Origin of the sequence: Streptomyces sp. NPDC051018 (assembly GCF_044456085.1) — a bacterium.
Classification (GTDB): Bacteria; Actinomycetota; Actinomycetes; order Streptomycetales; family Streptomycetaceae; genus Streptomyces.
Genome location: NZ_JBITFN010000012.1, coordinates 225,710 through 239,297, shown reverse-complemented (window position 1 = coordinate 239,297; position 13,588 = coordinate 225,710). Strand labels below are relative to the sequence as shown.

At 69.9% G+C, this 13,588-nt stretch carries 10 protein-coding genes; 6 read left to right on the top strand and 4 right to left on the bottom strand.

Annotation, left to right across the window (positions count from 1 at the left end; genetic code table 11):
* Positions 1-101 precede the first annotated feature (101 nt).
* The 6 genes from ACIBCM_RS22120 (at position 102) to ACIBCM_RS22095 (ending at position 8,560) form a co-directional block, all read left to right on the top strand.
* A complete protein-coding gene (locus tag ACIBCM_RS22120) occupies positions 102-548 on the top strand; it encodes an ATP-binding protein (RefSeq protein WP_399245680.1) in 447 nt (148 codons plus the stop codon).
* Between the two features lie 177 nt (positions 549-725).
* On the top strand, positions 726-905 hold the full coding sequence (locus ACIBCM_RS22115; RefSeq protein WP_399245678.1) for an FxLD family lanthipeptide: 180 nt from the start codon (positions 726-728) through the stop codon (positions 903-905).
* Positions 906-1,119: 214 nt separating this feature from the next.
* The gene (locus ACIBCM_RS22110) at positions 1,120-4,056 is read left to right on the top strand and encodes a lantibiotic dehydratase (RefSeq protein WP_399245762.1); all 2,937 of its coding nucleotides are present in this window, start codon (positions 1,120-1,122) and stop codon (positions 4,054-4,056) included.
* Complete coding sequence (locus ACIBCM_RS22105) at positions 4,053-5,279, top strand: lanthionine synthetase C family protein (protein WP_399245676.1); 1,227 nt, start codon at positions 4,053-4,055, stop codon at positions 5,277-5,279. Before ACIBCM_RS22110 ends, ACIBCM_RS22105 begins: the two co-directional genes overlap by 4 nt.
* Before the next feature lie 21 nt (positions 5,280-5,300).
* On the top strand, positions 5,301-7,382 hold the full coding sequence (fxlM, locus tag ACIBCM_RS22100; RefSeq protein ID WP_399245674.1) for a methyltransferase, FxLD system: 2,082 nt from the start codon (positions 5,301-5,303) through the stop codon (positions 7,380-7,382).
* Positions 7,383-7,459: 77 nt separating this feature from the next.
* The gene (locus ACIBCM_RS22095; RefSeq protein ID WP_399245673.1) at positions 7,460-8,560 is read left to right on the top strand and encodes a hypothetical protein; all 1,101 of its coding nucleotides are present in this window, start codon (positions 7,460-7,462) and stop codon (positions 8,558-8,560) included.
* Here ACIBCM_RS22095 and ACIBCM_RS22090 read toward each other — a convergent pair whose 3' ends face one another.
* The 4 genes from ACIBCM_RS22090 to ACIBCM_RS22075 form a co-directional block, all read right to left on the bottom strand.
* Positions 8,561-10,261: a relaxase/mobilization nuclease domain-containing protein gene (locus ACIBCM_RS22090; RefSeq protein ID WP_399245672.1), complete on the bottom strand. Its 1,701-nt coding sequence runs from the start codon at positions 10,259-10,261 to the stop codon at positions 8,561-8,563. It lies immediately after the preceding gene.
* Positions 10,258-10,710, bottom strand: a complete 453-nt coding sequence (gene mobC / locus ACIBCM_RS22085; RefSeq protein ID WP_399245670.1) for a plasmid mobilization relaxosome protein MobC — start codon at positions 10,708-10,710, stop codon at positions 10,258-10,260. Before mobC ends, ACIBCM_RS22090 begins: the two co-directional genes overlap by 4 nt.
* Positions 10,711-11,161: 451 nt before the next feature.
* Positions 11,162-11,884 (bottom strand): DUF2637 domain-containing protein, encoded by a 723-nt coding sequence (locus tag ACIBCM_RS22080; protein ID WP_399245668.1) that lies wholly within the window; start codon positions 11,882-11,884, stop codon positions 11,162-11,164.
* A 358-nt stretch (positions 11,885-12,242) separates the two neighbouring features.
* Positions 12,243-13,505 carry a DUF3631 domain-containing protein gene (locus ACIBCM_RS22075; RefSeq protein WP_399245666.1) on the bottom strand — a complete coding sequence of 421 codons (1,263 nt, stop codon included), beginning with the start codon at positions 13,503-13,505 and terminating at the stop codon, positions 12,243-12,245.
* Between the last annotated feature and the right edge of the window lie 83 nt (positions 13,506-13,588).

Sequence of the window (13,588 nt, the reverse complement as noted above, 5' to 3'; positions counted from 1 at the left end):
GGTCGCCCATCATTCCGGGCGGCTGTTGACGGCCCGGTCCGCATTTTCACGTCTCGCAAGGGGCGGACCGGGCACCTAGACAACACGAAGGCTCCATCGCCATGACCAGCCTCAACACGCCTGTTCACACCGCCTCCGTCGGCCGCCCCGCACTCAGTCAGACCTTCCCGTGCCAGCCGTCCGCTGCTGAGACCGGTCGCAAGCTCGTTCAGAACGTCCTTGATGCGTGGCGCCTCGACGAACTCGCCGATCGCGCCGCGCTGATAGTCACGGAACTCATCGCGAACGCCACCAAGCACACCCCGTGCCACGACATCCGTCTGACCGTGGGACGGCCGAGCGCATCGCGCGTGCGTGTCAGCGTCGTGGACTGGGAACCGGAACGCCTGCCTGTTGCCGGCCTCGCAGACCACGGTGACGAGTCAGGCCGCGGCCTGCTCCTCATCGATGCGGTGTCGGACTGCTGGGGCTATGACCTGCACGGCTCGGACAGGTGCCCGTGGGGCAAGGAGGTCTGGGCCGAGCTACGGCTTAAGAGCGGCCAGTGAACGATCCGTTCAGCCGCTTCAGCTCTCCCGGTTCGAGGCAGGGCGGCCCGCTTCCGTGGCCTCGTGCCGGGCGGCTAGGAGCCTCCCACGGAGCCATCCGATCAGGCATCGCTCCGTGAGGGCGACTGGAAGCAATGCAGCAAAGCAACAAACCAACGAAACAAGGAGGTAGTCACCATGACGCGCAACACCGTGGTACCCAGTCTCACCCAGGTCCGCCCGCAGGCGCCGGAATCGTCGGACGTCTTCGACCTGGACGTCTCCCTTGTCGAGATCGCCGACCCGGCGGGATTGGTCAACCTGACCGACGACAACTGCGGCACCACCTGCGGTGCCTGCACCACCAACGTTGCCTGACCTGTCTGTGGTCACACCGGGCTGGTGCCGCCGCCTCCGTGCGGCGGCCCCAGCCGCCCGTTCCCGCAACCCACGGAGGTAGTCGGTGGTCACCTCGACCGCGACGTTCCGCGCCGGAACAACCGCCCTCGTGCGCGCCGTCGCCCGGCCGCTGCTGCCGGTCTCTCCGTGCCCCGATCTCGGCGGGGGATCGCCTGGCATCGTGGCAACCCAAGTGACGTGGCTGCGTACGGTCTGGGCCAACGAGGACTTCGCCGAGACCTTGCAACACTCCAGCCCGGCCTTGGCCGCGCAGGTACAGGCCCTGTGCACAGCGGGGAAACCCTCTGCCCGGGACCTACGGCGCGCGGCGCTGGCCGTGGTCCGCTATCTGCTGCGGGCGCAGCATCGGGCGACTCCCTTCGGTCTCTTTGCTGGTGTGGCCACTGCGAGGTTCGGATCGCAGGTGCGCGTGGACTGGGGCTCGGAGCACGTAGTCGTCGGCCGGGCCGGGGCGGAGTGGTTGGCCACCGTCGTGCATCGGCTGGAGTCATGCCCGGAACTACTTGAACGGCTGCCAGTCGTCGCCAACAGCACCGCATCCGTCCGTGGGGAACGGCTCGTCGTGCCGTTCCAGTCCGATACCCAAGGCCACGGAACCCGGGCGGTCGAGGCATCGTTGGCCCTCACCTCACCGGTGCGCGCTGTCCTCGCCGCAGCCAGGGCGCCGATCCGGTTTGGCGCGCTTCTGGACAAGCTCCGGGCGGAGTTCCCCGAGGCCAGGCACGATAAGTCCCAAGTGCTGTTGGCGGAGCTGGTCCGGCGGCGGGTACTGATCACAAGCCTGCACGCGCCGGGCACCGAGACCGACGCCCTCGGGTACCTCGTCGACCAGCTCGACGCGGTCGACGCCGAGTCTGTCGCTCCGGTCTCGAAGACTGTGGCAGAGCTGCACGCGATCCGGGCGGGCCTGGAGGAGTGCGCCACACGAGACGGCCGAGACAGAGCCGCCGCGCGGATGCGGGAGCTGGTGCCGAGCGGGAACCGCCATCCCGTCGCGTTCGACCTGCGGCTGAACGCCCAGCTCGTGCTGCCGGAGACAGTAGCCAGAGAAGTCGAGCGCGCCGCCCTCGTTCTGACCCGGTTGAGTACCCGCCCGTACGGCACCGCCGCGTGGGGCGAGTACCACCAGCGGTTCTACGAGCGGTACGGCATCGGCACGATGGTGCCGCTCAAGGAAGTCGTGGCAGACAGCGGCGTCGGTTATCCCAACGGCTACCCGGGCGCTCCACGCGGCGCGTGCCGGCCTCGGATCTCCGCTCGGGACGATGTACTCGTACGCCTGGCTCAGACGGCCGCGCTGGAAGGGCTCGACGAGGTCGTCCTCACCGATGACTTGGTCGCTGCTCTCGACGTGGGACCGGACGAGCCACGGGTGCCTCCGCATCTGGAGGTGGGAGTACGAGTGCACTCGGCCAGCTTGGAAGAGTTGCGGCGCGGGCGCTTCCGGCTGGAGGTCGTGAGCGTGTCACGCGGCTCCGGCGTGTCCACGGGCCGCTTCCTCAGCGTGCTGGAGCACGCAGCCCGCGAGGCGCTAAGCGCAGAGCTGGCTGATCTACCGACCGCGGACAGTGACACTGTGCCCGCGCAGCTCTCCTTCCCGCCCCTGCTCCCCGAAAGCGCCCACGTCACCCGCGCACCCCAGGTCCTGCCCACCGTGATCAGCCTCCAGGAGCACCACGCCCCGGATACCGACGTGCTCACCCCCGACGACCTGGCGGTCGCATGCGACGGGCGCCGCATGTACCTAGCCGCCCCAGGGCGAGGCCACCGAGTTGAAGCCGTCGGGATGAACGCGCTCAACCTGCACACGCACACCCCGCCGCTGGCGCGATTCCTCACCGAGCTGTCCCGCGCCCAGTGCGCGCAGGTCACCGCGTTCGACTGGGGCGCCGCCACAGCGATGCCGTTCCTTCCGCGCCTCCGCTACGGACGTACGGTGCTGGCCCCGGCACGCTGGCGGCTGGACGCGTCGGAATTGCTCAGCGGCACCGAGTGGGACGCGGCTCTGGCCAACTGGCGGGTCCGACGGCGGCTGCCACGCCGGGTGTACCTCGTGGAGGGCGACCGGCGCCTGTTCCTCGACCTTGATGAGGCCGCCCATCGGGTGCTGCTGCGTCAGCACCTTGACCGTGCGCACACCGCCGTGCTCATCGAGGCTCCGGAGAAGTACGGCTGGTGCGACGGGCGCGCTCACGAGATCGTGGTGCCTCTCAAGGCGGTACGGCCGACGGCCTGGCCGCCACTGCTCGCTCCCACCGCCGCTCGTACCCTCTCACCGGCGCAGATGCAGACCCCTGCCTCCTCGTGCGTACTCCTGGCGGCCCTGTACGGAGACGCCCGCCGCCAGGACACCCTGCTCGCCCAGTACCTGCCCGAACTGCTGAAGCGACTCGGCAACCCGCCGTGGTGGTTCATCCGCTTCCGCGACCCGGCCCAGCACCTCCGCGTCCGCATCGCCCTCCCCCATCCGGGAGCCTTCGCCGAGACCGCCCGTGCGGTGAGCGAGTGGGGCGACGAAATGCGCCGCGTCGGTCTGCTGGCCGATCTGCGCTATCCCACCTCGTACCGCGAGATGGGCCGCTGGGGCTCCGGGGTGGCGTGGGAGGCCGCCGAGGAGGTGTTCCGCGCTGACTCCCGCGCCGTCGTGGCACAGCTCGCGCAACGGCAGCGTCCCGGGCATCGTGCCCTGGTGGCGGCGCATACGGTCGCCATCGCCACCGCCTTCCTCGGCGGTACCGAAGCTGGCATGCGGTGGCTGATCGACCACATCCCGCCGACGTCCCCCGCGCCTGTGCCACGCGGGCAGTTCACCGAGGCCGTGCAACTCGCCGATCCCCGCGACGGCTGGTCGGCACTGCGCGGAGTCCCAGGCGGGGAGGCAATCGTGTCGGGATGGGCGGAACGGGAGCCAGCCCTCGCCGCCTACCGGCTGCATCTGCCCGGCCCGGACACCCAGGGCGTCGCGATCGACGATGTCCTGACGTCACTCCTGCACGTCCACTTCGTACGGAACATCGCGGTGAACTTCCCCGAGGAGGAGGTGTGCCTCTATCTGGCGCGTGCCGCCGCTCTCGCCTGGACGGCGCGTGCCGAGAGGAGGCCGGCGTGACCACTCACCCGGCTCTCGGCCTGGTCGACGCCATCGCGTACCGGCTCGCTGATCCCGACGTACAGCGGTTCTCGCCCTCGCGCCGGCAGCACCTGGCCTACGGTCCTCCCGGCATCGCGCTCCTGCACATCGAGCGGGCCGCACGCGACCTCGGGCCGTGGCAGCGCGCTCACGACTGGCTCGCCGCCGCCTCCCATCAGCCGCTCACCAGCGGTCCCGACAGCCACCCCTTCTACGGGATGCCCGCACTCGCCCATGCCTTGGCCTGCGCGGCAGACCACATCCCCGGCTCGTACCAGCGTGCCTTGAACTCGATGGACGACCGGATCACGATCGACGTCGGACGACGTCTGGATGTCGCGCACCGCCGTATCGACGCCGGGCGTCTGCCGCAGCTCGCCGAGTTCGACGCGATCAGAGGGCTTACGGGATACGGCTCTTACCTACTGCGCCGCGACCCCGGCAGCGCGCCGACGCGTGCCGTGCTCGACTACTGCGTACGTCTCACCGAACCGTTGCCCCACCAGGGCGAGGCCCTGCCCGGCTGGTGGACGGAGACCGGGCCTTCGGGCAACCCGGACGACCGCTTCCCCCGCGGCCACGCCAACAACGGCATGGCGCACGGCATCGGTGGCGTACTCGCCCTCCTCGCCCTGGCTGCCCGGCGCGGCACCGTCGTCGACGGGCACCACGCGGCATTGCGCACCATCCTCGCGTGGCTGGACCGCTGGGAGACCGGTCACGGCCCGGCCTGGCCGTACTGGATCACCCGGGACGAACTGCGGACCGGCCACCTCACCCCGTCCGCACCCCAACGCCCCTCCTGGTGCTACGGCAGCGCCGGCCTCGCCCGCGCCCAGCAACTCGCCGCGCTTGCCCTCGGCGACACCTCCCGCCAAATCGGGGCGGAGAACGCCCTCGTGGCTGCCCTCACCGACGCCGACCAGCTCAAGGTCACGACGGACGACGGGCTGTGCCACGGTTTCGCGGGGCTCGCCCACATTGCGTCCCGTGCCGCCGACGACGCCCATGCGACGACCGCAGGCCGGATGCGCGTCGCGATCCCGGCGCTCTTGAACGAGATCCACCCGCCGGACACCGCACTCGGCGACGGAGAGCCGGGCTTGCTCAACGGTGCCGCCGGTGTCGCCCTGGCGCTCCTCGCGCCCAGCACCGCCGTACCGCCCCGTTCCGCCTGGGACTCCTGCCTGCTCGTCGCCTGATCCACCGACCGAAAGACCCCGATGCCCTCCGACCGCTGGCAACAGCACAACATCACCTTCGTCGACCGTTCACGCGCCCAGCTCGTCATCGCCGAATGCCTCGGCCCCGCCCTGATCGCCGCCGAAGCGGCCGGACAGCTCTCCGGCTGGTGGTTCATGAACAAACAGCCCTGGCCTCTGCGGTACCGCGCCAACGAACCCTCCCCGGTCGTAGAAACGCTGCTGAACGACCTCGTCGGCGTGGGCTCGGTCGTGTCGTGGCTGTCCGGTATATACGAGCCCGAGACCGACGCATTCGGCGGCCAGGCGGCCATGGGCGCTGCCCACGAACTGTTCCACAGCGACTCCCGCCACCTGCTGATGTACCAGCCGGGCCCGAGGCATCTGGGGCGCCGGGAGACCGCCGTACTGCTGATGAGCGCCATGATGCGCGGCGCCGGACTCGACTGGTTCGAGCAGGGGGACGTCTGGGCAAAGGTCGCCGCCCTCCGGCCGGCCACCGATCCGCTGCCGATCAAACGCGCCGCTGCACTGGCCCCCGCCGTACGGAAGCTGATGACCGCCGACGCCCGCAGCCTCTGCCACCCGGGCGGCCCGCTCCACGGGCACGACGGATGGGTCACCGCCTTCGAACAAGCAGGGGTGGCCCTCGCCAACCTCGCGGACCACGGCGGTATCACCCGCGGCCTGCGAGCCGTCATCGCCCACCACGTGATCTTCCACGCCAACCGCGCCGGTCTCCTTCGGCACGACCAGAGCGCCTTGTTCAACATCGCACGAGAGGTAGTCATGGGAACCAGTGACAACACCGCGTCGCCCAGCGGGGCCGCGGCGGGCGCCGATAGCGTCGGCGCGGTGAACACCGACACGATCACCACCGGCTGGGCGGACGCCGAGCGCCTTCGAAATGCCCTGGTCGACCAGATCCGGGCGAACGGACACGCCCGCACCCCCGCCGTCGAGACCGCCCTTCGGGCCGTCCCCCGCCATGTGTTCGTGCCCGACGCGTCGCTCGAAGACGCCTACGCCAACGCGCCGGTGCACATCAAGTACGACACTGACGGCACTTCCATCTCGTGCGCGTCCCAGCCGGGGGTCGTCGCCCTCATGCTGGACCAGCTCGACGTCCGGCCCGGCGACCGCGTCCTCGAACTCGGCGCCGGAAGCGGCTACAACGCTGCGCTCCTCGCCCACTTGGTCGGCGAGAGCGGCCATGTCACCACGCTCGACGTCGACGACGACCTCGTGGAGGGTGCCCGCGCCCACCTCGCCGCTGCCGGAATCACCAATGTCCGGGCCGTGACCCGGGATGGAGCCCTCGGATACGCCGAGGGAGCACCGTACGACCGGATCATCGCCACCGTCGGCGCGCACGGCGTGCCGCACGCCTGGCTGGAACAGCTCGCCCCCGGCGGTCGGCTCCTCGTTCCCCAGCGGCTCAAGGGCAGCGTCGCCCGCTCCATCGCGTACGAACAGCATGACGGCCGGTGGGTGTCGCTCGGCAGTGAGATGAACACCTTTATGCCGCTCCGGCGGGGCATCGCCGACGACGACCGCCGGGTCATCCCGCTCAGCGCCGACGGCACCGTCCGGCTTCAAGCGCCTGCCGGCCAGGACATCGACGCCGACGCCCTCGCCCGTGTTCTGGAGCAGCCGCGCACCGAGGAGTGGACCGGTATGACGGTCCGCGCCATGGAGTCGCCGGAATGGATGGAGCTGTTCCTCACCTGCTCCCTGCCCTCCGGCCTGATCCGGATGCTGTTCCCCCAGAGCGCCAAGGGAGGGCTGCTCACCGAGGACCCCTACCCTTCGTCCACCGCGGCCGTGGAGAAGGGTGCCGTCACCTACCTGGCCCGGCGGCTGCTGGAGAAGAGGACGCCCGAGGGTGGCAAGCTCTGGGAGTTCGGGGTCATCGGCCACGGGCCCGGCAGCGACGAGCTGGCCGCGACGGTCGCCGACGCCGTCCGCACCTGGGACCGGGAGTATCGCGGCCGGGAGGCCACGTTCGAAATCCAGCCCCTCGACGCCCCGCCCGTCGAACAGCGCCCCGGTCTCTTCGCCCTCGACACGCCGCTGAACCAGATCGTCGTCGACTGGCAGTGACAACCGACAGATAGAGGACGGTGCCCGTCGGCCTACGGAGGGCGGGCACCGCCGCCCACTCACGCCCCGGGGGACTCATGGACCCGCACGGACCCACCGCCCAGCGCTTCCCGCTCGTCGCCCGATTCCGCCCCGCCTGCTTACCCCTGCCCCAACGCGTCCACGCGCTCGTCGACCTAGCCGACACCGCAGTACGGAAGGCCGACCAAGGTCTGGCGTCGGCCGTCTACAACCAGGCCGCGCTCATCGCTTCCGATCTCGACCTTCCTGATATGGCGCGTGAGCTGTGCCACCAGCACGCCGCCGCGTACCTTCACGCCTGTCCGCTGCCCGGGATGAGCGCGATCCGCGGACTGGAACCCGTCGTCAACCTCGCCCGCCTCCAGATCCGCGCCGGCCGCGCCGACGAGGGACGGCAACGGTTGCTCGACCTGTACGGAGCCGTCGCGGCAGGCGTGCATGCCCACTTTGACGGTGTCGGGATACCGGCGGACCTCACGGCAACCGATGCCGACCGACAAGAGGTCCGCGCTTGGCTCTGGCGCGTACTCCTCGCCGACGGCACCCGCACCCTCACCACCGCCGGCCGCTGGGCCGAGGCCCTGAAGCACATCGAGTCCCACCGAGGCATCGGCAAGCGAATGCTCGACGGCCGCCAAGTCGCCGTACTGTCCGCCCTCGTATCCGACGACACGACATCGTCAGCAGCTCTCCTCCACGACACGACGCCCGGCGACCCCTGGGAACAACTCGTCACGGCGTGCCTGACCGTCCAGTGCCGCCACGATGCCCAGCAGCCGTTCGACGCGCATCTGGCAGAACTGATCGCGGCCTACCTTCAACGGTCGCCAGAGCCTGGGATGACCGTATTCGACATCCGGCTGGGTCTCACCATTCTCGACGCGGTCGGTCCCGCCGAAACACCCGCCGCGCAGCGCATTGTTGAAGACCTCCACCGCAGGACGGTCGAAGCCGAGGACGGCTACGCGGCCCGCGAGGTTTTGACCCACCCGTGCTTCCTCACCGTGGCCACAGTTCGGGAAGCCCAGGACTGCCGCGCCCTGGTCAGGGCCTGCGCGCTGGGAGCCAGGGCCATCCCCGATCACCTGCACGGCGAGCTGGCGGCGGCCCTACACGCCAGCGACAAGGTGATCCGGGACAGCCTCGTGCTCCGGTGATCAGCGTCGGCGCCCCGGCACCGAAGGCTGTGGCGGCGTGAACTCTGCTGGACGAGCCGGAGCACTACCCGGTTTGACGGTACTGCGAACGCGAGCCACACGGTCTCGGCTACTGGACGCCTGACCTGTGCTGAGTCGCTGTACGCGCCATGTCAGCACTCGGGCGGGGTGGCGGGCGTCATCCAAGGCACGCTGATCCGTGGCCTGCCGCAGCAACTGATCCGGATCATGGCCAGCGGCCTCGGCTCCGGACAAGACAGCGACGAGGGCGTCGAAGGCAGGGTCTGCGAGAACCCGCTCCGCTTGGCTGGGGACAGCACGACGTACGCGGTGAATGTGCCGGTCCACGATCTGCTGGGATGGTCGGCCTTGGGAGAGGGCGGCCAATGGAGCGACGGCGGCCTGGTCGTAGGCGATCTGGATATGCAGCAGAGCCTGGCGGGCGGCTTCGACCTGCTGGTCGTGATGGCGGAGCTGATGCCAGCGAACTGCGGCGATGACGACGAGGACGGCGGCGTCGAGAAGCATCGCCAGGAGGGCTCCGTCCTTCGGCGGGGGCTCCCGGAGCGTTGCTCGTGCGGCGCTACGCAGTGCACGGGCCTGGTGCTGCTCGGCCCGGATGCGGGAGCGAGTGGCACGTTCGAACGCGGACGCCGCGTCTCGAAGCTGGGACTGAAGCTGCCGGGGCGCAAGGAGGGGAAGGGCGTCGAGGACTTCACCAAAGGCGTGGAGGTGGGCCTGGGAGGCTTCGTCGTCGGCTTGGTCCAGGCGGTGGGGAATGAGTTCGATCATGGTGATGGTCTGGTGCCACGGGTCGGGCCTGTCCCAGTTCAGTTGCTGGTCGGTGGCCGGCTCGATGGCGTCCAGACGTTCCCGGATCTTGGGGAAGGACAGGTCTGGGGCGAGCTCGGAGCCGGAGAACCAGACGGGGTCGCCTTGGGCATTGGTGTCACCCTTGAGCGCGATCTTGTATCCGCGTACGTCCCCGGATGGGAAGTAGACGACCTGGGTGAGCACACCGTCGATCTGGCTGAGCAGGTGGGCGAATTCCTCGATGGTGGAAGCGGCGGCAACGGCGGTGCGAACGGTGGTGCGCAACTGCTCACGCGCGGTCGTTCCCCGGCCGCGGCGGCGGGCCTTCTCCTGTTCGGCGCGGGTGGGGCGCTTGGCGGCGGTGCGGTCTCCACGTGCGACTTGGTGGAGGCCGTACTCCTTCTCTACGGCGACGAGTTCTCGGTCGGCGTTGCGGTAGTCGTTCCAGTGGCGGGCGGCGCTCAGGTCACCGCGGACTTTGGTGGCGGCAATGTGGATATGGTCCGGGGCGTGGCGGACGGCTACCCAGTGGCATCCGTCCGGGTCGCCTTCGGGGGCGATGCCGGTGGCGTGGACGACACGGCGGGCTACCTCGGCCCACTCGTCGTCCGTGAGCTCTCGGTCCTCGGGCGCGGCCCGGACCGAGCAGTGCCACACATACTGTTCGGGTGCCCGGCCGAGCCGCCTGGCCTGCTTGACGCGCAGGTCGAGGTCGGCGACGAGGAGCTTCTTGGTGGCGTCGAAGTCCTCGGCCCGGCCGGGGTCCGGGGCGAAGCCGTCCCAGGAGGCGACCAGGTGCGGGTCGGTGCGGTCCTTGGCCTTCTTCGTGTCGAACAGGTACCAGATGAGGCCGGCGGTGCTCTTGCCGCTGCTGATCTTCGCGATCACCGGCCCTCCTTCCTCGTGAGGGCTTGGTTCGCGGCTGCTGCGATCCTGCGGACGGTGGTTCCGGTATCCGCCAGGGTGCGTTCGGCTTGGGCCAGAAGCTCGGTGTCCCCAGGCTGGGGATGACCACCGGCGTTGAGCTTGCGGGCGATCTGGTTGATGTTGTTGCCGATCCTGGCGACCTCCCCGCGGAGGGCAGTCAGCTCGTCGATGTAGTCGTCGAGCGGGGTGCGCTGACCCGGCAGGGCGAGGTCTCCGTGGATGTGGGCCATGACGACCGCGCCGACGTAGTGGGCTCCGGCGATGTTCAGTAACCTGGCTCGGGCGAGGATCGCTGTCTTCTCGTCGACGCTGTAACGGGCGTCGACACGCTGCTTGCGCTGGCCACTCGGATCTCGCTGGCGGCGACGGGCGACACGATGCAACGCGGCGGCTTCGGCTGCTCGCGGCAACGGGCTGACGGTCGGGAACGCTGACGGTCCTCCCTCGGGTGCCCCTTGGTGCCCGAACTCCTCCGCCACCCCCGGGGCGGAGGCATCCGCATGGGACCGGCCCTTGGACGGTCCAGCGGCATACCTTGCTGCGCTGGTGACCGCAGTGGTCGTCTCCTGGTGGTCGAGGGATTGAGGGCTGTTCGGGTGGGGCATGTGGCGGTTCTCCTCGGGGTGTGCGCGTGAAGTGGGTGGAGTCGTCGGCTGGCTCCCGGAAAAGCCACGGCGACGTTCTGTCTGCAGGTGCCGAGACCACCAGCATGGGGAGGGAGGGCTCTGAGGCGGGACCTTTCCGTCGCCGTCCCAAGCCGCAGTCCGGACGCTTCTCAGTCCGGTCCGTTAGGGGTTGGTCCGGGGACCGGGGTGGTCGGAAGGGTTCCGACCACCCCGTGCCTGTTCCGGTGGGGTGCGGTCAGCCGTCAGCGGGGGTGGTTGCGGATTCGGCTCGCAGGGTGTTCATGACCTCGGTCAGTCGTTCGCCGCCGATCTTGAGGCCCTTGTCCCTGATCGCTTGCAGGACGGTGGAGCGGGAGACTCGGCCATGCTCGGCGACGGCCATCCGGCCGATCTCGACGAGTTCGTCGAGAGTCGCGTCCGCCGGCCGTCCACCCCGTCGGATGGTCGCCGGTTCGCTGGTGAGCTGTTCCGGCTCAGGGAGGGATACCGGCGGGGGTGCCGTGTCGGTGGTGGTTTCGCGGGTGATGAGGATGTGGAGGTGGACGGCTCCGGCGAGGGCGAGCGGGGCGAGGGTGGACAGGATGCCGACGGTGAGGTCGCTCAGGTGCAGCGTGCCGGGCGGGCTCTGCTGGTTGATGCGCACGGCGTGGAGGGCGTTCGCCCAGATGCTGGCGCAGGTCGCGGTGCCGAACAGGGCCCATACGTAGAGGCGGGCCCGGAACGGGGCGGTGCGCAGGACGAGGAGAGCGCGTACGCCGTAGGCGATGAACCCGTCAATGACGAGCGGGAACAGGTAGGTGAGGAGTCCGCAGACATGGATGGCGACGGCCATCTGCTGGAGGGCGTCGTACGAGAGGGCGCAGGCGGCGGCACCGAGGGCGAGGATCGCGGCACGGTCCCAACTGGTCACTTGGTGACCGGTGCCGGGGTGCGCGGGCGGTATGGCGGATGTGGCCATGGGGTGCGTGCTCCTGGGGTGGTGCGTGGGGCTGTCGGCGTGGTCCGTATTTGCCGTCTTGGCCGTTGCAGGCGCAGGTCAGGGCCGGGACAGCAGTCGGGGCGTGCTGCCGTCCCGGCGGTACGGCTGTGGACGGACGGGGCTCGTTTCCCGTCCCACGGCGTGAGGCTGTGACCTGCAGTGATACGGCGGGTACGGCCGGGACGGCACAAGACGGATCGGGACGAGGCTTCGTGACCCGGGGTGGGGTGGTGGTGATCGTGTTTCCGTCTTGGGCCCGGTTGCCGTCTTGGCAGGATTCCTGTTGACCTGCAGGATCACGGCAGGGACGGCACGGACGGCAACCGGGGAGGCCGGTTCAGACCTCGGCGGTGACGGGGTCGGCGTCGATCGGGTGGACGGTGGGGCAGTAACGGCGCCAGGCATCGGCGAACTTGTTGCGGGTGTAGCCCTTGCGCTGGATGTCGCCGACGCGGACGTTGCCGGAGGCGATGTTGTAGTCGCGGAGCAGTGCGCCGAGTCCGCGCGGCGTCAGCCCGTTGCGGCCCCATTCCGCCCAGGGGGCCTCGGTGTCGCTGTTGAGGGCGAACAGGAGGTCGTCGGTGCTGAGGCTCTCCGGGTCTCCCTTGGCGTGGAAGATCCGCCGGATGTCGGCGAGGATCTTCGCCCCGCCGGGGTTCTCCTCCTCCGCCCGCTCCTCGGCCGCGACCATCCGCGCACACGCCGACCGCGCCAGACGGGGCCAGGACCCGCCCGAGAGGTCGGCAATGATCACCAAGGGTTCCCAGGTATCGGCCGCGCGGTCCTCCACCGGCAATTCCGGTTCCAGGTCGGCCGCTTCGTCCAGCAGGGGACAGGCCCAGGCGGCGATCCGGTCGCGCAGTTCGTGCAGGACCGGGATGTCACGGCGGGAGCGGAACGGCTTGACGTGCTCCCCCTCGGCCCGGCGGCGCATGCGGATCACCACGGCCCGGTCCATGATCGTGTCGGGGAGGTCGCCGATGCCCGCGATGGCGGCCATGGCGAAGGTGGCGAACTTGTGCGGGGTGTGGTCGTTGCCGACGACCCGGGTGACGTAACGGTTCCGCTGGTGCCCGGCGTTCAGCAGGCCGCGCATCTCCTCGTTCTTCTCCGCCTGCTTCGGTGTGCCGAAGATGGTGTCCGCCTCGTCGACCAGGAGCGTGGGCGGCTCCTCGGTGATCGACCGGAAGACCGCCGCCGGGGTGGTGTTGATGGTGAGCATCGGCTCGTGCACTGTCTCGGTCAGTACGTCCAGCAGCCGGGACTTGCCACACCGCTTCGCCGGACCGACCACCGCGAGACGCGGCGCGTGCTGCCACGCGGGTTGGAGATGAGTGGCCGCCACCCATAGCGTCACCGCGTCCAGCGCTTCTGGCGAGGGCAGGATCACGAACCTGGCTATCTGGGCACGCAGTTCGTCCAGCAGACCGGACCCGGCAGTCGGCTCCGGATCGGGCACCGCCTCCCCGAGCGACACCTCTGCCGGAGCAGAGGGCTCCCCGCCCTGGCCGCCCTGGTGGGCAGGATGTCCGGGGACAGCGACTGGGGGCCAGATGGGCTTGGTGGGGGTGGAATAGGGCTGGGTGGGGGCGTGTTCCACTGGGCGGCTCCTCTTCTGGCGGTGGCGGGCTTGCACGCCCTTACCGCCGGGTTGGTTCGTGACAGGCCGATGGGGGTTGCCAG

What these genes read in the sequence shown, in the direction of transcription:
- ACIBCM_RS22120 (WP_399245680.1), top strand. Translation starts at nt 102, where the DNA reads ATGACCAGCCTCAACACGCCTGTTCACACCGCCTCCGTCGGCCGCCCC.
- ACIBCM_RS22115 (WP_399245678.1), top strand. Translation starts at nt 726, where the DNA reads ATGACGCGCAACACCGTGGTACCCAGTCTCACCCAGGTCCGCCCGCAG.
- fxlM (WP_399245674.1), top strand. Translation starts at nt 5,301, where the DNA reads ATGCCCTCCGACCGCTGGCAACAGCACAACATCACCTTCGTCGACCGT.
- ACIBCM_RS22095 (WP_399245673.1), top strand. Translation starts at nt 7,460, where the DNA reads ATGGACCCGCACGGACCCACCGCCCAGCGCTTCCCGCTCGTCGCCCGA.
- ACIBCM_RS22080 (WP_399245668.1), bottom strand. Translation starts at nt 11,884, where the DNA reads ATGGCCACATCCGCCATACCGCCCGCGCACCCCGGCACCGGTCACCAA.